This is a genomic window from Streptomyces sp. NBC_01707 (assembly GCF_041438805.1).
Lineage (GTDB): Bacteria > Actinomycetota > Actinomycetes > Streptomycetales > Streptomycetaceae > Streptomyces.
In genome coordinates this window covers 7,674,070-7,699,958 of sequence record NZ_CP109190.1, presented here as the reverse complement: position 1 = coordinate 7,699,958, position 25,889 = coordinate 7,674,070, and the positions used below count along the sequence as shown (strand labels likewise).

General features: G+C 70.7%; 25 protein-coding genes. 13 read left to right on the top strand and 12 right to left on the bottom strand.

Annotated elements, in window-relative coordinates; all coding sequences use genetic code 11:
- Positions 1 to 23: 23 nt before the first annotated feature.
- Positions 24 to 1,679 carry an FAD-binding dehydrogenase gene (locus OG963_RS34500; protein ID WP_093775077.1) on the bottom strand — a complete coding sequence of 552 codons (1,656 nt, stop codon included), beginning with the start codon at positions 1,677 to 1,679 and terminating at the stop codon, positions 24 to 26.
- A gap of 204 nt (positions 1,680 to 1,883) precedes the next feature.
- Here OG963_RS34500 and OG963_RS34495 point away from each other — a divergent pair, with 204 nt between their 5' ends.
- From OG963_RS34495 to OG963_RS34480, 4 genes are all read left to right on the top strand, one after another.
- Positions 1,884 to 2,777 (top strand): DMT family transporter, encoded by an 894-nt coding sequence (locus OG963_RS34495; RefSeq protein ID WP_093775075.1) that lies wholly within the window; start codon positions 1,884 to 1,886, stop codon positions 2,775 to 2,777.
- A gap of 93 nt (positions 2,778 to 2,870) precedes the next feature.
- Positions 2,871 to 3,413: an NUDIX domain-containing protein gene (locus OG963_RS34490; RefSeq protein WP_319326934.1), complete on the top strand. Its 543-nt coding sequence runs from the start codon at positions 2,871 to 2,873 to the stop codon at positions 3,411 to 3,413.
- A 9-nt stretch (positions 3,414 to 3,422) separates the two neighbouring features.
- Positions 3,423 to 3,818: a YidH family protein gene (locus OG963_RS34485; protein WP_030918255.1), complete on the top strand. Its 396-nt coding sequence runs from the start codon at positions 3,423 to 3,425 to the stop codon at positions 3,816 to 3,818.
- Positions 3,815 to 4,126, top strand: a complete 312-nt coding sequence (locus OG963_RS34480) for a DUF202 domain-containing protein (protein ID WP_030918252.1) — start codon at positions 3,815 to 3,817, stop codon at positions 4,124 to 4,126. The genes OG963_RS34485 and OG963_RS34480 overlap by 4 nt, the downstream gene beginning before the upstream one ends.
- A gap of 18 nt (positions 4,127 to 4,144) precedes the next feature.
- Here OG963_RS34480 and OG963_RS34475 read toward each other — a convergent pair whose 3' ends face one another.
- On the bottom strand, positions 4,145 to 5,080 hold the full coding sequence (locus OG963_RS34475) for an NADP-dependent oxidoreductase (RefSeq protein ID WP_093930084.1): 936 nt from the start codon (positions 5,078 to 5,080) through the stop codon (positions 4,145 to 4,147).
- A 184-nt stretch (positions 5,081 to 5,264) separates the two neighbouring features.
- Positions 5,265 to 6,554: a glucarate dehydratase family protein gene (locus OG963_RS34470; protein WP_093775071.1), complete on the bottom strand. Its 1,290-nt coding sequence runs from the start codon at positions 6,552 to 6,554 to the stop codon at positions 5,265 to 5,267.
- Positions 6,555 to 6,706: 152 nt separating this feature from the next.
- Between OG963_RS34470 and OG963_RS34465 the strand changes: the two genes are divergently transcribed.
- Positions 6,707 to 7,729 carry a phosphotransferase family protein gene (locus OG963_RS34465; protein ID WP_371799799.1) on the top strand — a complete coding sequence of 341 codons (1,023 nt, stop codon included), beginning with the start codon at positions 6,707 to 6,709 and terminating at the stop codon, positions 7,727 to 7,729.
- Positions 7,730 to 7,736: 7 nt separating this feature from the next.
- Positions 7,737 to 8,951: an acyl-CoA dehydrogenase family protein gene (locus tag OG963_RS34460; protein WP_371799798.1), complete on the top strand. Its 1,215-nt coding sequence runs from the start codon at positions 7,737 to 7,739 to the stop codon at positions 8,949 to 8,951.
- 188 nt (positions 8,952 to 9,139) lie between these two features.
- Here the strand turns inward: OG963_RS34460 and OG963_RS34455 are convergent, their stop codons facing one another.
- Genes OG963_RS34455 through OG963_RS34445 form a run of 3 tightly spaced genes read right to left on the bottom strand, consistent with a single transcriptional unit; the run spans position 9,140 to position 12,208 of the window.
- Positions 9,140 to 9,733: a TetR/AcrR family transcriptional regulator gene (locus OG963_RS34455; protein ID WP_030918241.1), complete on the bottom strand. Its 594-nt coding sequence runs from the start codon at positions 9,731 to 9,733 to the stop codon at positions 9,140 to 9,142.
- A gap of 37 nt (positions 9,734 to 9,770) precedes the next feature.
- Entirely contained in the window at positions 9,771 to 11,447 is a 1,677-nt protein-coding gene (locus OG963_RS34450; protein ID WP_093775065.1) for an AMP-binding protein, read from the bottom strand.
- Positions 11,444 to 12,208: an SDR family oxidoreductase gene (locus tag OG963_RS34445; RefSeq protein WP_093775064.1), complete on the bottom strand. Its 765-nt coding sequence runs from the start codon at positions 12,206 to 12,208 to the stop codon at positions 11,444 to 11,446. The genes OG963_RS34450 and OG963_RS34445 overlap by 4 nt, the downstream gene beginning before the upstream one ends.
- Before the next feature lie 185 nt (positions 12,209 to 12,393).
- On the opposite strand from OG963_RS34445, the gene OG963_RS34440 reads away from it, so the two are divergent.
- Entirely contained in the window at positions 12,394 to 13,671 is a 1,278-nt protein-coding gene (locus tag OG963_RS34440; protein ID WP_030918233.1) for an exo-beta-N-acetylmuramidase NamZ domain-containing protein, read from the top strand.
- A gap of 83 nt (positions 13,672 to 13,754) precedes the next feature.
- Here the strand turns inward: OG963_RS34440 and OG963_RS34435 are convergent, their stop codons facing one another.
- Positions 13,755 to 16,583, bottom strand: a complete 2,829-nt coding sequence (locus OG963_RS34435; protein ID WP_093775062.1) for a penicillin acylase family protein — start codon at positions 16,581 to 16,583, stop codon at positions 13,755 to 13,757.
- A gap of 260 nt (positions 16,584 to 16,843) precedes the next feature.
- Between OG963_RS34435 and OG963_RS34430 the strand changes: the two genes are divergently transcribed.
- Positions 16,844 to 17,455, top strand: coding sequence for a hypothetical protein (locus OG963_RS34430; RefSeq protein WP_371799797.1), 612 nt, complete (start codon positions 16,844 to 16,846; stop codon positions 17,453 to 17,455).
- A gap of 33 nt (positions 17,456 to 17,488) precedes the next feature.
- On the opposite strand, the gene soxR is transcribed toward OG963_RS34430, so the two are convergent.
- Positions 17,489 to 17,962 (bottom strand): redox-sensitive transcriptional activator SoxR, encoded by a 474-nt coding sequence (gene soxR / locus OG963_RS34425; protein ID WP_030918225.1) that lies wholly within the window; start codon positions 17,960 to 17,962, stop codon positions 17,489 to 17,491.
- Positions 17,963 to 18,111: 149 nt separating this feature from the next.
- Between soxR and OG963_RS34420 the strand changes: the two genes are divergently transcribed.
- On the top strand, positions 18,112 to 18,573 hold the full coding sequence (locus OG963_RS34420) for a MaoC family dehydratase (protein ID WP_030968343.1): 462 nt from the start codon (positions 18,112 to 18,114) through the stop codon (positions 18,571 to 18,573).
- A gap of 25 nt (positions 18,574 to 18,598) precedes the next feature.
- Here OG963_RS34420 and OG963_RS34415 read toward each other — a convergent pair whose 3' ends face one another.
- The 3 genes from OG963_RS34415 to OG963_RS34405 form a co-directional block, all read right to left on the bottom strand.
- Entirely contained in the window at positions 18,599 to 19,222 is a 624-nt protein-coding gene (locus tag OG963_RS34415) for a TetR/AcrR family transcriptional regulator (RefSeq protein ID WP_030918218.1), read from the bottom strand.
- Positions 19,223 to 19,305: 83 nt separating this feature from the next.
- Positions 19,306 to 19,596, bottom strand: coding sequence for a YiaA/YiaB family inner membrane protein (locus OG963_RS34410; protein ID WP_319326923.1), 291 nt, complete (start codon positions 19,594 to 19,596; stop codon positions 19,306 to 19,308).
- Positions 19,597 to 19,683: 87 nt separating this feature from the next.
- Positions 19,684 to 20,835, bottom strand: coding sequence for an acyl-CoA dehydrogenase family protein (locus OG963_RS34405; protein ID WP_093775056.1), 1,152 nt, complete (start codon positions 20,833 to 20,835; stop codon positions 19,684 to 19,686).
- A 66-nt stretch (positions 20,836 to 20,901) separates the two neighbouring features.
- Between OG963_RS34405 and OG963_RS34400 the strand changes: the two genes are divergently transcribed.
- From OG963_RS34400 to ppk2, 4 genes are read left to right on the top strand one after another with little or no spacing between them, the layout of a single operon-like run.
- Positions 20,902 to 21,576, top strand: a complete 675-nt coding sequence (locus OG963_RS34400; protein WP_093929991.1) for a TetR/AcrR family transcriptional regulator — start codon at positions 20,902 to 20,904, stop codon at positions 21,574 to 21,576.
- 14 nt (positions 21,577 to 21,590) lie between these two features.
- A complete protein-coding gene (locus OG963_RS34395) occupies positions 21,591 to 22,310 on the top strand; it encodes a helix-turn-helix transcriptional regulator (protein ID WP_093775052.1) in 720 nt (239 codons plus the stop codon).
- 33 nt (positions 22,311 to 22,343) lie between these two features.
- Entirely contained in the window at positions 22,344 to 23,375 is a 1,032-nt protein-coding gene (locus tag OG963_RS34390) for a DMT family transporter (RefSeq protein WP_371799796.1), read from the top strand.
- Positions 23,302 to 24,333 (top strand): polyphosphate kinase 2, encoded by a 1,032-nt coding sequence (ppk2, locus tag OG963_RS34385; protein WP_256223588.1) that lies wholly within the window; start codon positions 23,302 to 23,304, stop codon positions 24,331 to 24,333. Before OG963_RS34390 ends, ppk2 begins: the two co-directional genes overlap by 74 nt.
- Before the next feature lie 169 nt (positions 24,334 to 24,502).
- Here ppk2 and OG963_RS34380 read toward each other — a convergent pair whose 3' ends face one another.
- Positions 24,503 to 25,840, bottom strand: coding sequence for an MFS transporter (locus OG963_RS34380; RefSeq protein WP_093775048.1), 1,338 nt, complete (start codon positions 25,838 to 25,840; stop codon positions 24,503 to 24,505).
- Between the last annotated feature and the right edge of the window lie 49 nt (positions 25,841 to 25,889).

The following is a 25,889-nucleotide window of genomic DNA, read 5'->3' as shown; positions in this document are numbered from 1 at the left end:
TCCCCGGACGGCCAGGCGCCTGCCTAGCCGACCGCCTCCGCCGCGGCCCGGCCCGCCGCCCGCCCGGAGAATATGCAGCCACCGAGGAAGGTCCCTTCGAGCGAGCGGTAGCCGTGCACCCCGCCGCCGCCGAACCCTGCCGCCTCCCCCGCCGCGTACACGCCGGACAGGGGTGTGCCGTCCTCCCTGAGCACCCGCGACGACAGGTCCGTCTCCAGTCCGCCGAGCGACTTCCGGGTCAGGATGTTGAGTCGTACGGCGATCAGCGGACCGGCCTCGGGGTCCAGGATGCGATGCGGGGCCGCTGTACGGATCAGCTTGTCGCCGAGATAGGTGCGGGCGCCGCGGATCGCCGTGATCTGGAGGTCCTTGGTGAACGGGTTGGCTGTCTCGCGGTCCCGGGCGGTGATCTCGCGACGCAGCTCCGCCGCGTCGATCAGCGGTTCGTCGGTGAGCGCGTTCATGCCGCGGACCAGCGATTCGAGGTCCTTCTCGACGACGAAGTCCACACCGTTGTCCATGAACGACTTCACCGGACCCGGCACGTCCGCACGCGCCCGGCCGATCACGCCGCGGATCGACTTACCGGTCAGGTCGGGATTCTGCTCCGAGCCGGAGAGCGCGAACTCCTTGCCGATGATCTTCTGGTCGAGAACGAACCAGGTGTAGTCGTAGCCGGACTTCGTGATGTGCTCGAGGGTGCCGAGCGTGTCGAAGCCGGGGAAGAGCGGGACCGGCAGCCGCTTGCCCCGGGCGTCCAGCCAGAGCGAGGAGGGTCCCGGCAGGATCCGGATGCCGTGCTTGGCCCAGATCGGGTTCCAGTTCTCGATGCCCTCGGTGTAGTGCCACATGCGGTCGCGGTTGATGTGGTGGGCGCCCGCTTCCTCGGTGATGCCGAGCATCAGCCCGTCGACGTGGGCGGGGACCCCGGAGAGCATCTTCGCGGGCGGGGTGCCGAGCCGTTCGGGCCACTGCTTGCGTACGAGGTCGTGGTTGCCGCCGATGCCGCCGGAGGTGACGATCACCGCCTGGGCCTTCAGCTCGAAGGCGCCGGTCGCCTCGCGGCTGCTGGCGGTGCCGCGCTGGGCCCCGCTCGGTTCGAGGAGTTCACCGGTCACGGTGTCGATCGAGCCGGCGGTGCGGCCGAGGCCGGTGACCCGATGGCGGAACCTCAGCTGGACGAGCCCCTTGGCGACGCCCTCACGGACCCGGCGCTCGAAGGGGGCCACGACACCGGGGCCGGTGCCCCAGGTGATGTGGAAGCGGGGCACGGAGTTGCCGTGGCCGTTCGCGTCGTAGCCGCCACGTTCGGCCCAGCCGACGACGGGGAAGATCCGCAGCCCCTGGGCGTGCAGCCAGGACCGCTTCTCGCCGGCTGCGAAGTCGACGTACGCCTCGGCCCACTTCCGCGGCCAGTGGTCCTCCTTGCGGTCGAAGCCGGCCGTACCGAGCCAGTCCTGGAGGGCCAGCTCGTGGCTGTCCTTGATCCGCATGCGGCGCTGCTCGGGCGAGTCGACGAGGAAGAGGCCGCCGAAGGACCAGTGCGCCTGGCCGCCGATCGACTGCTCGGGCTCCTGGTCGAGCAGGATCACCGTGCGGCCCGCGTCGACGAGCTCGGCGGTGGCCACAAGGCCCGCGAGCCCTGCCCCGATCACGATCACATCAGCGTCGTACGCCATGGGTTCCATCCTTGTCGGGCGAGCGGGGTGGGCCGGGGTCCGGGTCCGGAGGGTGCGCCGGAAGTTACTCGTGCGTCAGATCTTCGGCACCGGCCGCTGCGGCGTCAACCGCCCGGTCGGACGCGCTCCGGCCGCACCGTCACCCCGGAGGCGCTATCGTCGAAACAAATCACCCTCTCCTGGCCGGACTTGAGGTAGAGAAGCGTGTCGGTGCTGGTGCTCGTACTCGCCGTGAGCGCCGCCTGCTGTCTGGGATTCGGCTTTGTCCTGCAGCAGGCCGCCGCCCGGCACGCCCCGAGGAGGGACTATCTCTCCCCCCGGCTGCTGCTCGACCTGATGCAGGTCCGGAGCTGGCTGGCCGGGATCGGCCTGATGGTCAGCGGAATGGCGCTGGGGGCACTGGCCCTGGGCAAGGGCGAGGTGTCCGTCGTCGAGCCTCTCCTGGCGACCAATCTGCTCTTCGCCATGGCCCTGTCCCGCCATCGCACCGGCCAGCGACTCGGCCGGCAGGGCTGGGCCGGGCTCTGGCTGCTGGCCGGCGGCGTCACCGCCTTCCTGCTGGGGGGTCGGCCGCAGGGCGGCGAGACGATCACGAACGCACTGCGGCACTGGCTGGTGGTCGGCGTGGTCGTGGGTATAGCCCTGCTGCTCACGACCTTCGCCAAGCGCTCGCAGCACGGAGCGGCCGCAGCGCTGCTGGCGGTGGCGGCCGGGCTGCTGTACGGCCTCCAGGACGCACTGACCCGGATGAGCGGGCAGCTGCTGTCGGACTCGGGGTGGACGACGCTGATGACGAGCTGGCAGCCGTACGCGGTGGTGGTGCTGGGCGTGACGGGGCTGATCCTGGTGCAGAGCGCGTTCGAGACGGCGCCGCTGCGGATGTCGCTGCCCGCGCTGACCGCCGCCCAGCCGCTGGCCGGGATCGCCTGCGGCATCGGTTTCCTCGGCGACCAGGTGCGCACCGACGCGGGTGCGCTGGCCTGGCAGGCGGCCGGGCTGGTGGCGATCGTCGTCGGGATCGTGCTGCTGGGGATGCATCCGGCGATGCCGACGGGCCACGACCACCACCGCCGCAAGCGCAGCCTGCAGCCGCACTGACGGGCGGATCGCCGGGTGGGCGGATGATGCGTCCACCGCCCGGCGCTGCCCGGTCGGCGATCCCCGGCCCAGGAGCTGGGGTTGGATGGGCCCATGACTGCTGCTGACGAAATCCTGGACATCGTCGACGAGAACGACGAGGTCGTCGGTCAGGCCCCGCGCGGTGAGGCGACCGCGCGGGGCCTGCGCCATCGCTGTGTCTTCATCGAGGCCAGGGACGCCGAGGGCCGGCTCTTCGTGCACCGCAGGACCCCGACCAAGCTGGTCTTTCCCTCGCACTACGACATGTTCGTCGGCGGAGTGGTCGGCGCGGGCGAGTCGTACGACGAGGCGGCGCTGCGCGAGGCCGAGGAGGAGCTGGGTGTCACGGGACTCCCCCGCCCCGAGCCGCTCTTCAAGTTCCTCTACCGGAGCGCGGAGCACACCTGGTGGTCGCACGTCTACCAGGTGCGTTGCGAGCTGCCGGTGAACCCGCAGGTGGAGGAGATCGCCTGGCACACCTTCCTCACCGACGACGAGCTGACGGAGCGGCTCGGCGACTGGGAGTGGGTGCCGGACGGGCTGGAGACGTATCACCGACTGCGGGAGTTCCGGGCGGGCCGGGCCCCGGCGGACGACCGGATGAGCGCTGGTTAGGGTTCGGGCGTGAACGACTTCGTACAAGGTCTGAGGCTGTGGTTCGCGCCGGAGCGGATCCGTGACGAGGGCGACACGCCCGACTACCGCTTCTCGCTCGCCAACGAGCGCACCTTCCTCGCCTGGATCCGGACGGCTCTGGCGCTCATCGGCGGCGGCTTCGCCGTCGACCAGTTCCTGCCCGACCTGGCCTGGGGGGTCAGAGCGGGGCTGGCGCTCGCGCTGCTCGCGGCCGGTGTGCTGTGTGCGCTGCGGGCGGTCAACCACTGGGTGCGGTGCGAGCGGGCGATGCGGCGCGGCGAGGACCTGCCGGTCTCCCGCTTCCCGGCGCTGCTCGCCCTCGCGGTCGCCGTCGTCGCGGTCGCGATGGTGGTGGTCGTCGTCTTCGGCTGGGAGGCCCGTTGACGGCCGCCGTCCGGGACCCTGGGCTGCAGCCCGAGCGGACCCGGCTGGCGTGGCGGCGTACCACCCTGTCGTGCACGGTGGTGGCCCTGCTGGCGGGCAAGCAGGCCCTGCACGACGGTGCGACCCCGGCCGGCCTCGTCGCCCTGTCCCTGAGCGTGCTGGCCTGGCTGGGCTTTCTGCAGGTGGCGCACCGGCGGGTACGGGTGATGGGGACCGCTCAGCCGCGGCCCCTGTCGCCGCGCGGCGCGCTGACAGCGGCGGTCTGCACGGTGGCGCTCGCCGTGTTCGCAGCGGCGATGATCTTCTGAGTGGCCGGGCCTGCGCCCTCAGCTCTCCCAGGGGACGGTGACGACGATCTTCCCCCGGGTGCGCCCCTCCTCGTTCAGCCGGTAGGCGTCCGCGGCCTGTTCCAGCGGGAAGGTTCGATCGACATGGACCGAGATGACGCCCTCCTCGGCCAGTGCGCTCAGCTCGGCGAGGTCGTCGGCGTCGGGCCGTACGAAGGCATAGCGGCCGCCGTACGAGAAGACCTCGCCGTCCGCGATGGACACCAGCCGGCCATCGGGCTTCAGCACTTCCGCGGAGACGCGCAGGGCCTCGCCGCCGACGGTGTCGAAGGCGGCGTCGACCCCGTCGGGGGCCAGGACCCGGATCCGGTCGGCGAGCCCTTCGCCGTACGCCACCGGTTCGCCGCCGAGCCGGCGCACATGGTCATGGTTGTGGTCGCTGGCGGTGCCGATGACGCGGGCGCCCGCGTGCCGGGCGAGTTGGACGGCCAGTGAGCCCACCCCGCCCGCGGCCGCGTGGACCAGTACGGTGTCGCCCTCCTGGATCCGCAGCGAGCGGTGCAGCACCTGGTAGGCGGTGAGCCCGGCCAGCGGCAGGCCCGCCGCGGCCTCGAAGCTCAGGCTCAGCGGCTTGCGGGCGAGGGTGCGCACGGGGGCGGCGACGTATTCGGCGAAGGTTCCGCGGGACAGGAAGTCCTCCCGCACATAGCCGATGACCTCGTCGCCGACGGCGAATTCGTCGACGGCGATACCGGGCTGTACGACGACTCCGGAGACATCCCAGCCGGGGATAACCGGAAAGACTGCCTCCAGTCCCGACTGGAGATGGCCCTCCCTGGCCTTCCAGTCGACCGGGTTGACGGCCGCTGCCCGCACTTTCACCAGCACACTGTCCGGGCCGACCTTCGGGTCTGGCCGCTCGCCGTACTCCAGGACCTCGGCCCCGCCGTACCTGCTGTAGCTGATCGCCTTCATCATCCGACCATCCGGGCTGCTCAGGCCGGACGCAACTCAGACGGTGGCGGCCTCGGACAGCGGCCGCGGCGTGGGCGGACCGTGGCCGGACGCCCGTCCCCGGACCGGGGCCGCGGTGTACCCGCCGCCCGCCCTCTCGGGAGCGCCTTCGCGGCGGCCTCCCGGCACCTGGCCCGCCCCGCGCTCACCAGCGCGGGATGGCCGGCGTCACCCACTCCGGCTCGGCCTTGCGCATGGCCGCCGCGTCGTCGCGCTCGCGCATCGTGCCGTCGTCGGCGAGCCACCGCCGGTGCAGTACGGCCAGCCGCTCCCGGTCGAGTTCGACGCCGAGCCCCGGGGCGTCGGAGACGGTCAGCCGGCCGTCCTCGAACACATGACGGGTGGTGATGACGTCCTCGGTCTGCCACGGGTAGTGGCTGTCACAGGCGTAGTCGAGGTTGGGGACGGTGGCCGCGACATGGGTCATCGCGGCGAGGCTGATCCCCAGGTGGGTGTTGGAGTGCATGGAGAGTCCGACTCCGAAGGTGCGGCAGATCGCGGCCAGCTCACGGGTGCGGTGCAGGCCGCCCCAGTAGTGGTGGTCGGAGAGCACGACCTGGACGGCGCCGCGGGCGAAGGCCCCCGGGATCTCGGCGAGAGTCGTGACGCACATGTTCGTGGCGAGCGGTACGTCGGTGCCCGCGGCGACGGCGGCCATCAGGTCCGTGCCGGTCGCCGGGTCCTCCAGATATTCGAGTACGTCCTTCAGCTGCTCGGCGACGTACAGCGAGGTCTCGACGGACCAGGCGCCGTTCGGGTCCAGCCGCAGCGGCTGCCCGGGGAACGCCTCGGCGAGGGCGCGGATCGCGGCGATCTCCTGGTCCGGTTCGAAGACGCCGCCCTTGAGCTTGAAGGAGGAGAAGCCGTACTCGTCGGCGAACCGGCGCGCCTGGGTGACGACTCCGGCCGGGTCGACGGCGGCACCCCAGTCGTCCTGTTCGCCGCCCTCGGGGTGGGCGGCCCAGCGGTAGAAGAGGTACGCGCTGTACTCGACGCTGTCGCGGACCTTGCCGCCGAGCAGCGCGTGCACGGGCAGGCCCAGGGATTTGCCCAGGGCGTCCAGGAAGGCGACCTCGAAGCCGGAGACGACGGAGAGCCGGAGCTTGTCGGCGGTCTGGACGCCGCGCAGCCCGCCGGCCTCCACGCGCTCGTCGGCGGCGCGTGAATCGCCGCACACCTCCTCGGCGAGGGCGAAGAGGCCGTTCAGATCGCTGACCGAGCGGCCGACCAGGGCCTGGGCGAGCGGCTCGGCGAGTTCGAGGTACTTGCCGTCCCCGTAGGTCTCCCCGATGCCGGTCGTGCCACCGCGCGTGACGACCTCCACGACGAGCCGTGGGGTGTACGGCTGGTGGACTCCCTGGGTGTTGAGCAGCGGCGGGTCGGCTATGAGGATCGGGGTCAGCCGGACTTCGTCGATCAGCAACGCAGGATTCATACGTGAACCATATTCAGAGGCAGGACCGGACGCCAGGGTCCGAACCCGCTGGGGCCGGAGTCCGCACAGCGGAATCCGGGAGTTCACTGGACGACATACCGACTGGTCGGCATCATGAGCTTCGACGTCTTTTCACCCCGGAGGTGCGCACGATGAGCTCAGTCCACCCGCCAGGTCTCGACCTGGACCGGCTCCGCGGACATCTCGACCGCGAGCGGCCGGGTCTGGTGAACGGACCGCTCGAAGCCCGCCTCATCGAGGGCGGTCGCTCCAACCTGACGTACATCGTCACGGACGGCACCGGTCACTGGGTCGTCCGCCGGCCGCCGCTCGGCCATGTCCTCGCCACCGCGCACGACATGAAGCGCGAGCACCGGGTGATCAGTGCACTGCATCCGACCGCCGTGCCGGTGCCCGAACCGGTGCTCCTCTGCGAGGACGACTCCGTCATCGGGTCGCCGTTCTACCTCATGGAGTACGTCGAGGGGACCCCGTACCGCACCGCCGAGCAGCTCGCCCCGCTCGGCCCCGAGCGCACCCGGGCGGCCATCCTCGGGCTGGTCGACACGCTGGTGGAACTGCACGCGGTGGACCCCGGGTCGGTGGGGCTCGGAGACTTCGGACGCCCCGAGGGCTTCCTCGACCGGCAGCTGCGACGCTGGGGCAAGCAGCTGGACGCCTCCCGCAACCGCGAGCTGCCCGGTATCGACGAGCTGCACGCCGCGCTCGGGCGAGAGCTGCCCGTCTCCCCCGCGCCCACCGTCATCCACGGCGACTACCGCCTGGACAACGTGCTGATCGGCTCCGACGACGAGATCAAGGCCGTCCTCGACTGGGAGATGTCGACACTCGGCGACCCGCTGACCGACCTCGGCCTGCTGGTGATGTACAGCTCCGATCTCGGCCTGCCCGAGTCCCCGGTGTCCACCACCAGCGGCGCGGCCGGCCACCCCGCTCCCGCCGAACTGATCGAGCGCTACGCCACCCGCTCCGGCCGGGACACCTCCGCCATCTCCTGGTACACGGCGTTCGCGTGGTTCAAGCTCGCCGTGATCCTGGAGGGCATCCACTACCGCTACACCCTCGGCCAGACGGTCGGCGCCGGCTTCGACCGGATCGGCGATCTCGTCCCCGTCTTCATCGAGCACGGCCTCACCACCCTTCAGGAAGGCTGATCAGCCCATGGATTTCGCATTCGACGCCCGCACGGAAGAGCTGCGCACCAAGCTGCTCGCCTTCATGGACGAGCATGTCCTCCCGGCCGAGAAGATCGCGGACGAGCAGCGCGCGCTGCTCGCCTCCCCGTGGGACACCCCGCAGGTCGTCGAGGACCTGAAGGCGCAGGCGCGCAAGCAGGGCCTGTGGAACCTCTTCCTGCCCGACGCGGAGTACGGCGCCGGGCTGACCAACCTCCAGTACGCTCCGCTCGCCGAAATCACCGGCCGATCCCCGCAGTTGGCGCCGACCGCGCTGAACTGCGCGGCGCCGGACACCGGGAACATGGAGGTGCTCTTCCAGTTCGGCACCGAGGAGCAGAAGAAGCAGTGGCTGGAGCCGCTGCTCGCCGGTGAGATCCGGTCGGCGTTCGCCATGACGGAGCCCGAGGTGGCCTCGTCCGACGCGATGAACATCGAGACCCGGATCGTGCGGGATGGCGACGACTACGTCATCAACGGCCGTAAGTGGTACATCTCGGGGGCGATGAACCCGGACTGCCGGATCTTCATCGTGATGGGCAAGACCGATCCGGACGGCCCCGACATCCGCCGCCAGCAGTCGATGATCCTGGTCCCGCGCGACACTCCCGGCCTCGAAGTGCGGCGCGCGATGCAGGTGTACGGGTACGAGGACCACTACCACGGCGGTCACGCGGAAGTCGTGTTCACCGATGTGCGGGTGCCCGCCGCGAACCTGATCGGCGAGGAGGGCGGCGGCTTCGCCATCGCCCAGGCGCGGCTCGGCCCGGGCCGGATCCACCACTGCATGCGGCTGATCGGGATGGCCGAGCGGGCCATCGAGCTGATGTGCAGGCGGGCGGTGTCCCGTACAGCCTTCGGCAAGCCGCTCGCCCAGCAGGGCGTCGTGCAGAACTGGATCGCGGACGCGCGGGTCACGGTGGAGCAGCTGCGGCTGCTGGTGCTGAAGACGGCGTGGCTGATGGACACGGTCGGCAACCGGGGTGCGCACACGGAGATCCAGGCCATCAAGATCGCCACCCCTCGCGCGGTGGTCGACATCCTCGACCAGGCGGTGCAGCTGCACGGTGCGGGCGGCGTCAGCCAGGACTTCCCGCTGGCGGAACTGTGGGCGGCGGCGCGGACGCTGCGGCTGGCCGACGGGCCCGACGAGGTGCACCAGAGGTCCCTGGCGCGACGTGAGATCAAGCGGTACCTGTAGACGGTGGCCGGGCGGGCGGTGACCGGATGCGTCCGGTTGCCGCTCCGCCCTCGGACGCCGGACGGACCGTGGCCCGCGCGGGCATCACAGTCCCGTCCGGGCGGCGGAGGACCAACGGGCCCACGGGCGGGGATGATCGAGCCCGCCCGGCGGGTGAGGGCGCAGCGGCGACCACCGCGCCCCGGTGCCTACGGCCGCAGCGCACGCAGCAGCAGGTCGGCCAGATGGTCGGCGACCTCCTGCTGGCTGAGCGGGCCGTCCGGCCGGTACCACGTCGACAGGTGGTGCACCGAGCCGAAGTGGTAGTCCACCACCAGATCCGCCGGCGTCGCCGTCGAGAACACCCCGCTCTGCTGCCCCTCCTCGACCAGCGCCCGGAACCGCTCGTGGTAGCGGCGCCGCTCCACCCGCACCTGCTTGTTCTTCTCCGGGCTCAGATGGTGCATGGACCGGAAGAAGATCGACGCGTCGTCGAGGTTCTCGATCGTCGTGACGACGACATCCGCCGCCGCGTCCCGCAGCCGCTGCTCGACCGGCGCCTCGGCGTCGGCGAAGGCGTCGAGGCGCTCCTGCTGGAGCCGCAGCACCCGGGCGTAGACCTCCTGGAGGAGGTCCTCCTTGGATCCGAAGTAGTGGTAGAGCGCCCCTTTGGTGACGCCCGCCGCCTCGACGATCTCCTGGACCGACGTGCGGTCGTAACCCTGCTCGGCGAAGAGCCGGGTGGCGGCGGCCAGCAGCCGCTGCGGGACCGGGGCATCGTTCCCGTCCGTCGTTCTGGCCATTGCCGCCACCTGCCTTCCGTACGATGATTCCGCTGCTCTACTGCGCTGAACGCAGTTCCCGCCTGAGGATCTTCCCACTCGCCGTCTTCGGGAGTTCAGGCAGGATCTCGACCTCACGCGGGTACTTGTAGGCGGCGAGCCGCTCCTTGCAGTACGAGCCCAGCTCTCCGGGCTCGACCACGGCACCGGGCCGCAGGCTGACGTACGCCCGGACGGTCTCGCCGCGGTAGGCGTCGGGGACACCGACGACGGCCGCTTCCCGCACCGCCGGGTGGGTGTACAGGACATCTTCCACCTCGCGCGGCCAGACCTTGAAGCCGGAGGCGTTGATCATGTCCTTCTTGCGGTCGACGACGTACAGCCAGCCGTCGCGGTCCATGAAGCCGATGTCGCCCGTCCGCAGCTCACCGTCCGGGAAGGCGGCGGCGGAGGCCTCGGGCAGCCGCCAGTAGCCGGAGACGACCTGGGGGCCGCGGACGGCGATCTCGCCCTGTTCGCCGAACGGCACCTCGTCGCCGTTCTCGTCGAGGATCCGGACGATCGTGTCCGGGCCGGGAACGCCGACGGAGAGCGTCCCGGAGACCGGGTCGACGGGGGCTTCCCGCTCGGGCGGTACGGAGGCACAGGGCGCCGTGCACTCGGTGAGACCGTAGCCGTTGCGGATGTACGGGCCGAAGCCCGCACGGAACTTCTCCACGAGCGCGGGCGGCAGCGGTGCACCGCCGGACGAGATCACCTGGAACGAGGCGAAGTGCTCACGGGTCACGTCGGGGTGGGCGGCGAGCGCCATGAAGGCGGTCGACGGTCCGACGGTGTACGCGGGGCGGTGCTCGGCGAACGCGTCGAGGACGACACCGGGGTGGAAGCGGTATGCGAGGACGAGGGTGCCCGCGTTGGTGAGACAGGCGGCCAGCTGGCACACCATGCCGGTGATGTGGAACAGCGGGGCGAGCGCGAAGTACGAGGAGCCCTCGGCGACCGGGTGTCCGGTTCGCTGGCGCTCGGCGTTGACCATGATGTTGCCGTGGGAGTTCATGGCGCCCTTGGGGGTGCCGCTGGTCCCGGAGGTGTAGCTGATCAGCGCCACGTCGGCGGCGGTGAGCTCGCGGTCTTCGGGGGCGGCGAGCCCGCGGCGGGCGACGGCCACGAGGTCGTCGGCGTCCTCGGGGGCCGGCAGCCGCTCGAAGTTCAGGACCCGGTCGTCGTTCTGGCTCTGGAGGTCGAGCTCGCAGGCGGTGACGGCGATCCGTACCGTCGGGGCGGCGGCCGCGGTGTCCCGCAGATACGAGTCCCAGGCCCGGTCCGCGCAGATCAGCGCGGCGACCTCGGCGTCCTTCAGCACATGGCCGACCTCGCCGGACTTGTACATCGGGTTGAGCGGGACGACGGTCGCCCCCGCCTTCCAGGCGCCGAGCAGCGCGAGTACGAACTGCGGGGAGTTCTGCAGCATGATCGCGACCCGGTCGCCGCGCTGCAGGCCCTTCGCGGCGAGATGACCGGCGACCGAGTCGGAGAGCTCATCGGTCTCGCGGTAGCTGAGGCGCCCGTCGAAGTAGGCGAGGGCCGGGTGCTCGGGGGCGCGGGCGACGGAGGCGCGAAAGGCGTGCACCAAGGTCTCGGCGGGGCTGACGGGGGCCCGCTGGGCCTCGCTGAGCAGGGCGATCCAGGGCTTTGCCGCGTAGCCGGACCCGGCGGCGGCGTCGGACTCGGTCATGCGCCGGTCTCCTCCCACTTCTGCTGAAGGTGGTTCATGTTGGCGAGCCAGTGGTCGGTGTCCTTGGTGCGCGCCCGGTAGTACCCGGCGACCTCGGGGTGCGGCAGGACGAGGAAGCGGTCCTCGGCCATGGCGTCGAAGAGCGCGTCGGCGACGGCCTCCGGCTCGATGGCGCTGGGGGCGAGCACGAGCTCACCGGCCGAACCCGCGGCCGTGAGCATGTCCGTACGCACGCCCTGCGGGCAGATCGCGTGGACCTTGACGCCGCGGTGCCGGTAGGTGAGCGAGAGCCATTCGGCGAAGGCGACGACCCCGTGCTTGGTGACGCTGTACGGCGCCGCGCCGATCATCGTCAGCAGGCCGGCGGCGGACGCGGTGGAGACGAACCGGCCGCTGCCGCGCTCCAGCCAGTCCGGCAGCAGCGCCCTGGCCGCACGGACGTGGGCCATCACATTGACGTCCCAGGCCGCCGCCCAGACCTCCTCGTCGGCGAAGACGTCGCCCGGCGAGGCAAGGCCCGCGTTGGCGCAGTAGATGTCGACGGTGCCGTCCAGGGCGTCCCGGGCGGCGTCCACGATCCGTGAGGCGTCACCGGCGACGGCGGTGCCGCCGATCTCCTCGGCAAGCGCCTTGATCCGGGCCTCGTCGAGGTCGTTGACGACGACCCTGGCGCCCTCCGCGGCGAATCTGCGGGCCAGAGCGGCGCCGATGCCACCTCCGGCTCCGGTGACCACTACGCCCGCGCCCTGCACCGTACTCATCGGGTCCCGCCTCTCTCAGCCGACTTCCCCAGCAGACTAACCAGTCGGTATGTGGCCGGGGAAGGGGGCCGGCCCGGGTTGTCGTCACTCCTGTCACAGCAGTCGCGTCCGGCTCGTTCCCCGGAGCGCTCGCGCGCGCTAGCGTGCGTGACCATGACAGTCGAAGCGATCATGGAGGTAGCCGAATGAGCCTGTCCAGACGTGGTTTGCTGGCCGCCGGCAGTGCCGTGGGAGCCCTCGCGGCCACCACTGCGGGAACCGGTACCGCGGCAGCGGGACCCGTGCCGGGGAAGGGACACGGCGCCGGGGGGAACCGGCTCCGCACCGGCTTCGACCGACTGGCCGCGGACGGCTACGCACTGCTGAAGGGGCAGAAGGTCGGCGTCGTCACCAATCCGACCGGGATCACCTCCGATGTGCGCCACATCGTCGACGTGATGCACCCGGACGAGCGGGTGGACCTGGTCGCGGTCTTCGGACCCGAGCACGGCTTCCGCGGCACCGCGCAGGCGGGCGGCTCCGAGGGGCGGTACGACGACCCGGCGACCGGACTCCCCGTCTACGACACGTACTTGAAGAGCGGGCAGCCGCTCGCCGATGTCTTCACCGCGTCCGGCGTAGACACCATCGTGTTCGACATCCAGGACGCGGGCGCACGCTTCTACACATACATCTGGACGCTGTACGACTGCATGGAGGCGGCGGCCCTCGCGGGCAAGCGGTTCGTCGTGCTGGACCGGCCGAACCCGGTGACCGGGCGGGCGGCCCTCGGGCCGGTCCTCGACCCCGCGTTCTCGACCTTCGTGGGGCGCCGGGAGATCGCGCAGGCGCACGGCATGACGGTCACGGAGCTCGCGCTGCTCTTCAACGCGGAGTTCCTGGCCGAGCGGCCGGTCGAACTGGACATCGTGAAGATGTCGGGATGGCGGCGCGCGGACTTCTTCGACGAGACCGGGCTGCCGTGGGTGCCGCCGAGCCCCAACATGCCGACGCCGGACACCGCGCTGGTGTACTCGGGGACCTGCCTCTTCGAGGGCACGAACCTCTCCGAGGGGCGCGGCACCACGCGGCCGTTCGAACTGCTCGGTGCGGAGGGCATCGACCACCGGTGGGCGGCGGCGGCGAACGCACTCGACCTGCCCGGAGTCGCGTTCCGTGAAGCGTACTTCGCGCCGACGTTCTCCAAGTTCCAGGGGAAGACGGTCGGCGGCGTGCAACTGCATGTGCAGGACCGGGAGGTCTTCGACCCGGTCCGCACGGGGATCGCGCTCCTGGTGACGGCGAAGCAGACATGGAGCGGCTTCGCGTGGCGCTCGGACAACTGGATCGACAAGCTCACCGGCAACACACGTGTGCGCACGATGATCGACGCGGGCGCGGACACGGATGAGGTGGTGGGGGCCTGGGAGGCGGATCTCGCCGCGTTCCGGGCGGTACGCAAGAAGTACCTGCAGTACCGGTGAGACGGACCGGGCGGGTCCGGGAGTTCGGACCCGCCCGGCGAACCGGCTCCGTCCCCGGGCACCGGACGGAGTGGAACGGATGCCTACCGGTGGGCGGGGAACTCCACCACCTGCTGGTACGTCGGGCGGTTCTGCCAGTGGATCGCCTTCTGACTGATTCCGCCCAGCGCACGGTGGATGATCGAGTCCGTGCACCACTGCTCGCCGGCACCGCAGTTGTCGTCACCGGGGTAGACCTCGGTGACCGGTTCCGACGCCGCCTGCTTCAGGGAGGCGAGCAGCGTGTCCCGGCAGCTGCTCAGGTCGCCGTTTCCGCAGTACGTCCTGGCGAGCGGCCCCTTGACCGGCCGGCCGAGGACCTGGCGCAGATCCTTGTCCACAAAGCCCCACCAGCCGTACTGGAACGCCGATCCGCTGTGTGCCCCGCTCGGGCCGTGGCTGGCCGCCGGTGACTCGTCGGTGGCGAGAGCGGCGGTCAGCGCCCCGTACAGGCTGTCGCCGAGACCCGGCTCGAACTCGGCCTCGACCAGCTTCGGCCACCATGCGTCCATGATCCGTACCGCGTCCGCGTCGGTGTACGAGTGCGAGCCGGGGCTGCTCTCCCTCCGCTGCGACCCCGAAGCCTGCCAGGACTCCAACTGCTGTATGACTGCGTTCAGTTCCGGGTCGGTGACCGGACGGGACCGGAGCACCTGCAGCAGTTCGGGCAGCAACTGCTCGCCGCGCAGGTCGGTGAGTGCGGCTTCCGCCATGGCCCGGGTGAGCGAGGCACGGGTGACACCACCCTGCTCCACCAGCTTCGCCACCCGGTCGTCGAGCAGATCCGCCCGGTGCACCGCGCTGAGGCCGAAGCCCGCGGACGCGTACCCCTCGGCCTGCTTGTTGTTCCAGGAGACGTAGTAGTCCTGGCCGCTGGAGTGCGGGTGCGCGGCGAACGGGGTGTAGGCGGCGGTGTTGGTGACCGGGTCGTAGCCCTGCCATTCGTAGGCCTTCTCGGCCTTGACGGGCAGGGCCGGGTCGATGCCTGCCGCGCGCACCGGGTTCATGCCGCTGTTGTAGTAGGCGGCGGTGCGGGAGTCGGCGTAGAACCAGTTGAAGGCGTAGTCGATGTTGCTCGCCGCCTGCTGGAAGGAGGCGGCGTCCTTCACGTACGCCGGGTCGTTGAGCATCTGGAAGCCGATGATCGAGTCGGCCTCGTGGCGGTAGGTGGTGCGAAGCGAGGTGTACGCGACGGGCTTGCCACCCACCGTGGCGCGGTGGGTGACGATGCCGTACGCGGTCCGCCAGACCTGCATCCGGTACGAGCCCTTCGCCGTGGAGTCGGCGACGGTCGGTGTCCAGGAGTTGGTCCGCTCCAGCTTCTCCATCGGGGTGCAGGTGCCGTGGTGGAGATAGTGCGTCGAGTCCTTGGTGGGCGCGGAACCGTCCGGCTCGCACAGCTCGATGGCGTACGTGTCGGTGATGTCCTGGCCGGCCGAGGTGGCGCTCCACGCGTAGTCCTGGCCGCGACCCATCTGGACGTACATGCCGACACCGGCGAACGCGACCCCGCGGGCGCTGATGCCGGGGCCCTGGAGCTCCTGGAGCATCATCAGCTGCGGCGCGAAGTAGCCGGTCTGCGGACCGAAGACGGCGATCGGATTTCCGCTCGCGGTGTGCTTGCCGGAGACCAGCAGGGCGTTGGACATGCCGCGCTTCTGGGCACCGGAGCCGGAGCCGGGCAACGAGCCCTCCGGGATGACGCCGTCGTCGTAGATGCCCTGGGCCTTTTTGAGCGCGGCCGGGGCCTTGACCGGGGCCTTCCTGTCGGTGCCCGCGGAGCCGGTGCGGTCGTGGACGAGCGGCTCGGGGGTGACCGAGCCCGGGTCGGGAAGGGCGGTGCCACGCGCCTGGGCGGGCTTGCCGGCGTAGGGGAAGGAGGTTCCGTCGTGGATGGTCAGCACGGCCTCGGGGTCGTTCCTCTGCCGGAACGACTCCCAGACCTTGGTGCCTTCGGCGACCCCGTACTTCTGCTGGGCGGACAGCAGCGAGAGCGCCGCCTGCACTTCGCCGCCACCGCCGCCACCGAACTGACCGCCGACGACCGAGGCGATGGAGATCAGGTCGGTCAGTTTGAACGGCTGGATCTCACCGATGTTGGTGATCGCATCGATCTTGCCGGTCAGGACGTACTCGCCGGGGAAGTAACGTCCCTTCTTGGACTTGTCGCGGTACGCGTTGATGCCGTCGACATACGCCTGCGCGTCGGCCATGGCCTGCTCACCGCGGGCGCCCTCATGGGTCCTGATGTGCGCGACCTGGGCTTCGAGATCGGCCTCGGTGTACGGGGCCTGCGGCCAGAACTGCTGCTCGAGCCCCTGGTTGGCGAGTGCGCCCCCGGCGAACGAGGTCAGTTCACCGCGCCCGATGTGCCGGAAGAGGTCCATCAGCCAGAGCCGGTCCTGCCCGGCCGCGTACCCGGCGCCGAACTCGGTGCCGTAACGGGTGGTGCCCTTGATGTGCGGGACGCCTGACGCCCTGTCGCGGGTGATGGTGACGTCGTCACGCGGCGAGGTGACGGACTCGACCTGGTTCTTCGGTACGCCGAACGACGCGTCGTTGAAGAAGTCGGTCAGCTTCTGGTCGGTGAGTCCGGTGTGCCCGGCCACCAGACCGTTGTAGCGGTCGAGTTGGTCGTCGCTGTGTGCGGGGTGCGTACCGAACGCCTGGTTGCCGAGGATCTCGACGAGCGTGGCGTTGCCGTTCTCGCCGGGCGGCAGGATGTCGTCGCACTGCCCCTGGCAGTAGTCGACGACGGGGACGGGGTCCGCCGCCACGGCGCCGGACTGCGGCGAGGCTGCGAGGAGGGTGGTACCGAGGGTGAGAACCGCCGCAACGGTGGCGGCTCTGAACTTGACGGTGCGTGGGGGCATGCGTGCTCCTCCTGGAGGCCGATGCGCCGGAGGTTACTGGCGGTATGACCCGTCGGTAAGGTGAGCATCGGTCACCTTTTCCGAATCGCCACATGCCGCCGCGTCCGAGCCGGACCCGAGCCGCGTCCGACCCGTTCGAGCCGCGTCCGACGAGCCCTGTCTCGGCCAATGGACGCGAATCGCCTTTCGATGGAGCCGAATCGGGCAGTCGTACGTCCATCCCATGACGCCGAAGTACGAGCGACGGAGGTGGCAGTACGATGGCCGGTTTCCGCAGTCTTGCGAGACAGGTCCGTGATCCGCGGAGTGACCTGGCGCTGCGGCGGTACTCGCTGCGCAAGTGCCTGGAGAGGTTCGCCCCCTACGGTCACCGGGCGACCTGGCACCATCTGTGCATCCGGCACCGGATCGAGCCCGAGGACCGGGCCCCCGACCCGGTGCGCCTGGTGCGCGCGCTGGAGGAGTTGGAAGAGGCCCGGGCCGTCTGGCTCGGCTACGAGGCGGGGTTCGCCGAGCGCCGCAGGCGGGAGAAGCACGAAGGGCTGCGCCGGCCGGGCGCGTTCGACGACTGGCACCGGCGCACCTGGGGCGGGAACGGGGTGGCGCGCTGCGACGATCCGGACGTCCATCCGTCCGCACCGCTGGGCGAGGTGCTGGGCCGGCTCATCGCCGCGCTGGAGTCGGAGCCGGGCACGGCCTGCCCGGTGTGCGCGCGGACCGGGATCGTCTGGCGCCAGGACCTCGACCACGAGCCGTGGTCGGGGCCGGTGTGCACCGACTGCGGGATCGTGGTGCCGCAGCCGGTGCTCACGCCGGGGGCGTTGGCGAGGGTGCGGCGCATACGGACCGGGCACCTGACGTCCGCGGCATGAGGAGCGCCCGCTCCGCCCCGGCCCGCGACTCGCCTACCGGCAGTCCGCCGACCGGCGTTCCGGCATCAACCGGGAGCCGCTGATCGTTTCCCCGGAGATGTCGTTCGGGTTGGAGAGCACACATGTCTCCAGCGACAGGCAGCCGCAGCCGATGCAGTCGGTGAGGTGGTCGCGCAGCCGGCCCAGCTGCTTGATCCGCTCGTCGAGTTCGGAGCGCCATGTCTCGGACAGTCGCGCCCAGTCGTCGCGGTTCGGGGTGCGCTCCTCCGGGAGCTCGGCCAGCGCCTCGCGGATCGTGGCCAGCGGTATGCCGACCCGCTGCGCCGCGCGGACGAAAGCGACCCGGCGTAGTGCGTCCCTGCTGTAGCGGCGCTGGTTGCCGCTCGTGCGGCGGCTGCTGATCAGGCCCTTGGCCTCGTAGAAGTGCAGGGCCGAAACGGCGGCACCGCTGCGCGCGGAGAGCTGGCCGACCGTGAGTTCATGGAGTGTCTGTGGGATCTGGGGCACCCCTCGAACCCTACGTGCACTCCTCGGGGCCGGTCCGTCGTTGACAGGAACGCCACACCCAACCATGCTGAGCAAGCGCTTAGACAGTAGCGATGAACGACGCATGCACGACGATGCACGGTCGAGAGCGGGAAGGCAGGACCAGGGACATGGCAGAGCCGAGGATCTTCACGTCCGCGCAGGAGCTGCGCGACGGGGTGGGCGAGCAGCTGGGGCACAGCGACTGGCTGGAGATCGACCAGAAGCGGGTCGACCTCTTCGCCGATGCCACCGGGGACCACCAGTGGATCCATGTGGACCCGGAGCGCGCCGCGGCCGGCCCGTTCGGCACGACGATCGCGCACGGCTATCTCACGCTCTCGCTGCTTCCGGCGCTGGTCCCGCAGATCATGCGGGTCGAAGGCATGAAGATGGGCATCAACTACGGCACCAACAAGGTCCGTTTCCCGGCCACCGTGCCGGTGGGCTCGCGACTGCGGGCGACGGCCGCCCTCAAGAGCGTCGAGGAGGCGGGCGGCGGCGTCCAGGTCACCGCCGTCGTCACGGTCGAGCGCGAGGGCGGCGACAAGCCGGTCTGCGTCGCCGAGTCGGTGTCGCGCTACTACTTCTGAGCCGGCGCGACGGCGCCCGGTCGCCCTACCGCTGGGCCGCGACCATCCGCAGGACGAGGTCGGCGTAGAGCGCGCCGACCTCGTCGGGCGTCCGGCTCCCCTGCGCGCTGAACCAGCGCGCCACATCGATGCAGAGCGAGAGCACGGCCAGCGTGGTGCCCGGGATGTCGGGGACGTCGAACTCCCCCGCCTCCACGCCTTCACTGATGATCCGGCGGATCACCGCGTCGCTCCTGCGTCGCAGCGCGACGATCTCGGTGCGGTGCTCCGGACCGAGGGCGTCGAGTTCGTACTGGACCACGCGGGCGGTGGTGTGCCCTTCCGCGTGCCAGCGGACGAAGGACCGCACGGCGTGGGCGAGCCGCTCGGAGGCCGTGCCTTCGGCGTCCGCGGCCGTCTCCAGGAGCAGCAGGGCCCGGTCGTGACCGATCCGGCTGATCCGGTGGAGCAGTTCTTCCTTCGTCTTGTAGTGGATGTAGAGCGCGGCAGGGCTCATCCCGGCACGGCCCGCGATGTCGCGGGTGGTGGTCGCGTGGTACCCCCGCTCGGCGAAGGCATCGACGGCCGCGACGAGGAGCCGTCTGGCCGCCTCGGGCGTCACCTCGCCCCACGGCGCGCTGTCGCCGCCGGTATCCTCCGCCGTGCTCATCGTCACCGACCCCTTCCGTTCACCAGGACGCACACCATACCCCGAACCTGAGCAAGCGCTTAGGGGTCCGGCGGCGGAGGTCGTCAGAGCTTCTGGAAGGGGTCGTGCTCGGCGAGGATCTTCTCCAGCCGGGCCTGGTCGACCCGGCTGATGAGCTGCCCCGCCTCCTGGCGGTCCCGGATGACCTTGGCGAGGGTGAAGCAGGACGTGACGAGGTAGAGGACGCCGATGGCGAGGAATCCCCGCACCCAGGCGTTCGCGTCGAGGAAGTAGATACCGAGGGCCACCGCACCCGACGCCACCCCGAAGGATGCGACGGCCTGTCCGTAGAAGGCTGCGGTGCTCTGCTGCTTGACCGATGTCGTCTCACTCATGGTGGACAGCATCGGCCGCCGCGGGGCCCGGCACATCCGCCTCCGTACTCATCCCCCGTACTCAGCCGCCCGCCGGGGTGGGACGGCTCAGAAGGCGGAGACCCCCGTCAGCGCACGGCCGATGATCAGCTTCTGGATCTGGCTGGTGCCTTCGTAGAGCGTCATCACACGGGCGTCGCGCAGCAGCTTGCCGACCGGGTACTCGTCGATGTAGCCGTAGCCGCCGAAGACCTGCAGGGCGTTGTTGGCCGCGCGGACGGCGGCCTCGGAGGCGAAGAGCTTCGCCTTGGACGCCGCGGTGGCGAAGTCCTCGCCGCGGTCGATCAGGTCGGCGACCCGCCAGGTCAGCAGCCGGGCGGCGTCCACGTCCACCGCGATGTCACTGATCAGTTCCTGGACGAGCTGGTAGCTCGCGATGGACTTGCCGAACTGCTCGCGTTCGCCGGCGTAGCCCACAGCGGCGTCGAGGGCGGCCTGTGCGATGCCGACGCACCCGGCCGCGACCGACATCCGACCCTTGGCGAGGGCGGACATGGCGATGGAGAAGCCCTTGCCCTCGGGGCCCAGGAGCGTGGTGGCGGGGACGCGGACGTCCTCCAGGACCACTTCGGCAGTGGCCTGGCCGCGCAGACCGAGCTTGCCGTGGATGGTGCGGCGGGTGAGGCCGGGAGTGTCGGTGGGCACCAGGAATGCGGATATGCCCTTGTGGCCGGGGGTGTCGCCGGTGCGGGCGAAGAGCAGCACGACGTCGGCCCAGGTGCCGTTGGTGATGAACATCTTGGTGCCGCTGATGACATACGAGTCGCCGTCGCGGACGGCCTTCGTCGTCAGGTTCCCGGCGTCCGAGCCGGTGCCGGGTTCGGTGAGGCCGAAGCAGCCGATCGCCTCGCCCGCGGTGAGCCGGGGCAGCCACTGCCGCTTCTGCTCCTCGTCGCCCCAGGTGGCGACGGTCTTGGCGACCAGCCCCAGGGACACCGAGACGATGCCGCGGACCGAGGAGTCGCCGCGGCCGAGTTCCTCGGTGACCAGGCAGTACGCCAGGTGGTCGCCGCCCGAGCCGCCGTACTCCTCGGGGACGGTCAGCCCGAGGAAGCCGAGGGAACCCAGTTTCTTGACGATCGATCTGTCGACATTCTCGGCGCGGTCCCACTCGACGACATGCGGGGTGATCTCGCGGGCGACGAAGTCCTTGGCGAGCTGCCGGACGGCTTCCTGCTCCTCGCTGAGCTCCAGGTTCATCCTTCGGTTCTCCCACTTTTAATTAGCACTGCTAGTTTTACGTTCGCAGGCCCTACTATGTGCCGCATGGCCCGACCGCGCAAGCCCCTCCTCAGCAGAGACCGCATCGTCGAGGCGGCGAGCGCGCTCGTGGACGCCGAGGGGCTCGACGCCGTCTCCACCCGTCGGCTCGCGGCCGAACTCGGGGTCAGCGGACCCTCGCTCTACAACCACTTCCGCAACAAGGACGAGATCCTGGATGCGGTCGCGGACGCCGTGTCCGCGCAGGTCGATCTGTCGATGTTCGACGAGTCCGACGGCCGCGGCTGGCAGGACGCCCTGCACGACTGGGCGGTCTCCTATCGGGCGGCGCTCGCCGAGCACCCGCACATCGTCCCGGTGCTGGCCCAGGGCCCCGGCCGCCGTCCGGCCGGGCTGCGGGTCGCCGACGCGGCGTTCGGTGCGATGGTCCGCGCGGGCTGGCCGCCCGCCCAGGCCACGTACATCGGGGCACTGATGCGGTACTTCATCACCGGCTCGGCGCTGGGCTCGTTCGCGCGCGGCTTCGTCGACGACGAGACGGCGTACGACCCCGCCGACTATCCGCACCTCGGCCAGGCCCACCTGCTGGCCGACCGCCGTCAGCAGGTCGACGAGGGCGCGTTCGAGACCGGACTGCGGGCGTTGCTCGACGGCCTCGCCCTGCAGTACGAGCAGGGGCCCGCCGCGCACACGGTTCGGCCGGCGCCGAAGCGTTCCTGACGCATCCTGGGTACATGGCACGCATGGCACCCCACGACCCGGTCGCACCCCGCCTCGCCGCCCTGGCCGCGCTCCTCGCCGACGAGACCCGCGCCTCCTTCTGTCTGGCCCTGCTCGACGGCCGCGCCTGGACGGCGGGTGAGCTGGCGCGTCACGCGTCGGTGGCACCGTCGACCGCAAGCGAACACCTGGGGAAGCTGATCGCCGGGGGGCTGCTGACCGAGGAGCGGCAGGGCCGCCACCGCTATGTGCGGCTCACCGACGAACGGGCCGCCCACCTCGTCGAGGATCTCGCCGCCGGGGCCGCACCCGGCGACGCGGAGCGGCCACAGACCCTGCGGGCGGCGAGCACGAGCAGCGCACTGGCCCGCGGACGCACCTGTTACGACCACCTCGCGGGCCGGATCGGCATCGCGATCGCGGACGCGATGACCGTGCGGGGACTGCTGCGGCAGGACACCGGCTTCGCACTCACCGACCCGGGTCTCGGCTGGTTCGCGGAGCTGGGCATCGGGCTGGACACCGGGACGCGGCGTCCCCTCGTACGCAGCTGTCTGGACTGGACGGAGCGCAGACCGCATCTGGCAGGGGCCGCGGGCGCCGCGCTGTGCCGGCACGCCCTGGAGGCCGGCTGGTGCGTGAGGATCGGGTCCGGGCGAGCGGTGAAGGCGACCGGGGACGGGGAGCGGGCGCTGCACGAGCTGCTCGGAATCGAGCCGGAAACAATTCGGTGAAGGCCGAACCGTTCCCCGCTTAGAGTCGGGCTCATGACGACACCCATACCCGCCTCCGCCGCGCCCGCCACCGGACCCGCGGTCCGCGACCGGCGGGCGATCGCCGCGGCCTGCACCACCGTGGTGCTGTGGGCCTCCGCCTTCGTCTCCATCCGCAGCGCAGGTGAGTCCTACTCGCCCGGCGCACTGGCGCTCGGCCGGCTGCTCGCGGGTTCGCTGACGCTCGGCGCGATCCTTCTGGTACGCCGTGAGGGGCTGCCGTCCAGAGCGGCGTGGCCGGGCATCGTCACGTCCGGGCTCCTCTGGTTCGGGCTCTACATGGTGGTGCTCAACTGGGGTGAGCAGCAGGTCGACGCGGGCACGGCCGCCATGGTCGTGAACATCGGCCCGATCCTGATCGCACTGCTCGGTGCGCGGCTGCTGGGCGAGGGGCTGCCGCGCAGGCTGCTGACGGGGATGGCCGTGTCGTTCGCGGGCGCCGCGGTGGTCGGTCTCTCCATGTCGGGGCACGGGAGTTCGTCGGTGCTCGGGGTGGTGCTCTGCCTGCTGGCGGCGATGGGGTACGCGGGCGGGGTGGTCGCCCAGAAGCCGGCGCTGCGGCACGGCGCGGCGCTGCAGATCACCGCGTTCGGCTGTGTGGTCGGTACGGTCGCCTGTCTGCCGTTCTCCGGTGTGCTGATCTCCGAGGCGGCCGACGCCCCGGTGTCCGCGACGCTGAACATGGTCTATCTCGGCGTCTTCCCGACCGCCCTGGCCTTCACCACCTGGGCCTATGCGCTCGCCCGCACCACTGCCGGACGGATGGGCGCCACCACATATGCGGTCCCCGCGCTGGTGGTGCTGATGTCGTGGCTGCTGCTCGGCGAGGTGCCCGCGCTACTCACGGTCGGTGGTGGCCTGCTCTGTCTGGCCGGGGTGGCGGTCTCCCGGAAGCGTCCGCAGACTGGACGCACCCGAAGGAGTCGGGCACATCCGGTGGAGGGACGCCGTCATGACCCGGAGCGCCAAGGATCCGAGCAGCCGCAGGAGACGGAAGAAGAGGAACAAGGCTGCCGGCGACGCTGACCACAGGGAGGCCGCCCTCGCGTGGGCGGCCCGGCACGGTGGCGCCGAGCTCGAAGCCTTCGGTGTGACCGACGGCGGGGACGACGACCCGGTCCTGGTGATGCCCGACGGGCGGGCACGCGACGCCTGGCGCGAGGACTATCCGTACAACTACAAGCTCGGGCGGAAGGCATACGAGAAGGACAAGCGCGCGCTGCAGATCGAGCTGCTCAAGTTCCAGCACTGGGTGAAGGAGCGCAACGAACGGCTCGTCATCCTCTTCGAGGGTCGCGACGCCGCCGGCAAGGGCGGCACGATCAACCGCTTCACCGAGCACCTCAACCCCCGTGGCGCACGGGTCGTGGCGCTGGAGAAGCCCACCGAACGCGAACGCACGCAGTGGTACTTCCAGCGGTACACGGCCCATCTGCCGAGCGCCGGGGAGATCGTGCTCTTCGACCGTTCCTGGTACAACCGGGCAGGCGTGGAGCGGGTGATGGGGTTCTGCACCACCCGCGAGTACCTCGAATTCATGCACCAGGCACCGGGCTTCGAGCGGATGCTCGCCCGGGACGGCATCCACCTGGTGAAGTTCTGGTTCTCCGTCTCCCGCAACGAGCAGCGCAACCGGTTCATGATCCGCCAGATCGACCCGGTACGGCAGTGGAAGCTGAGCCCGGTCGATCTCGCCTCGCTGGACAAGTGGGACGCGTACACGGAGGCCAAGGAACTGATGCTGTTCCACACGGACACGGCGGACGCGCCCTGGACCGTGGTGAAGAGCAACGACAAGAAGCGGGCCAGGCTGGAGGCGATCCGGCACGTGCTGCACCGCTTCGACTACCCGGACAAGGACACGACGGTGGTCCGCGAGCCGGACCCGCTGATCGTGGGCCCGGCCTCCCGGCTCTTCGAGCAGGGCGAGATGGATGCCCGGCTGCTCACCACGCACCGGTCGGGGGCCGGGCCGACGGAGTGAGCCCGGGGGTCGCAACACCACCCGGCAGCGGCAACCCCTGCGACCCGTCCCATCGCCGCGAGGTGCCGCGGGAGTCCACAGCGATCACCTCCCGTCCGGCGCGCGGCGGCTCCGGGACCGGTGAGGGGAGCCACCGGCGCCGGAGCCGGACCGGGCCCGGGAGCCGTGATCAGCGTGAACTCGCCCGTCCTGCAAGGACCTTGATGGAAACCAGGGCGATGACCGCCAGGCCGATGATGTAGGCCGCCACCGCCATCGACGTGCCCGTCGCCTCCAGCAGCAGCACCATCACGAACGGGGCGAGGCCGCCGCCGAACACCGCCGCGATCTGGTAGCCGAGCGAGGCGCCGGTGTAGCGCATCTCGGCCGTGAACAGCTCGGCGAACAACGCCGCCTGCGGCCCGTACATGATGCTGAGGAAACAGCTGGTGACAAAGGTGCCGACGGCCATCCAGAGCAGTGACTTGGTGTCGATGAGCAGGAACATCGGCACCGCCCACACGGCGAGACCGGCCGCCCCCAGCGCGTAGATCCGAATCCGCCCGATGCGGTCGGACAGCGCCGCCGACGCCGGTATCAGGACGAGTTGGGTGAGGCTGATGCAGAGCGAGACCATGAGCACGGCTTCGCGCTTCATGCCGAGCTCACGGGTCGTGTAGTCCAGGACTCCGGTGATGATGATGTAGAACGTCGCGGTGTTCACGGCGAACGAGCCGCCCGCGAGGAAGACCGTGCCGAGGTGCTCCCGCACGACGGTGCGCAGCGGCGAGCGCGCGGAGCGGCTCGCCTCCTGCTCGGCCAGTTCCTTCTCCGCCTCACGGAACTCGGGGGTCTCCTCGACACGCGTGTGGATGTACCAGGCGAGGACCAGGACCAGCAGGCCGACCAGGAACGGCACCCGCCAGCCCCAGGCGGCGAACTCGCTGTCGTCGGTGAGGGCCCCGGCGGCGAGGAAGACGGTGTTGGCGGTCACCACACCGATGGGGACGCCGAGTTGGACGAGGCTTCCGTAGACACCGCGCTTGCCCTCGGGGGCGTATTCGGTGGCCATCAGCATGGCGCCGCCCCACTGGGCACCGACCGCGATGCCCTGGACGATGCGCAGGGTGACGAGCAGCACCGGAGCGGCGATACCGATCGTCTCGTACGTGGGGAGCAGGCCGATGCCCGTGGTGGCGACGCCCATCAGGGTGAGCGCGAGGACCAGCATGGGTTTGCGACCGCGCTTGTCGCCGAGCTGGCCCGCGATGATGCCGCCGAGCGGACGGGCCAGGAAGCCCACGGCGAAGGTCGCGAACGCGGCGAGGACACCGGCGGAGCCGCTGCCCGCGGGGAAGTAGAGGTCTCCGAGGACCAGGGCGGCGGCGATGCCGAAGACGAAGTAGTCGTACCACTCCACCGCGGACGCGAGCGCCGCGGCGGTGGCCACCTTGCGGCGGGCCCGGGTCTCGGTGGGGGTCGTGACGGTATGGGTGGTGCCCGGGCCGGCGGATGGTGACGTGTCCATGCGTGCACACTCCGGTGGGTGCGGGGGACGGGGTGCCCGACGGGCTGAT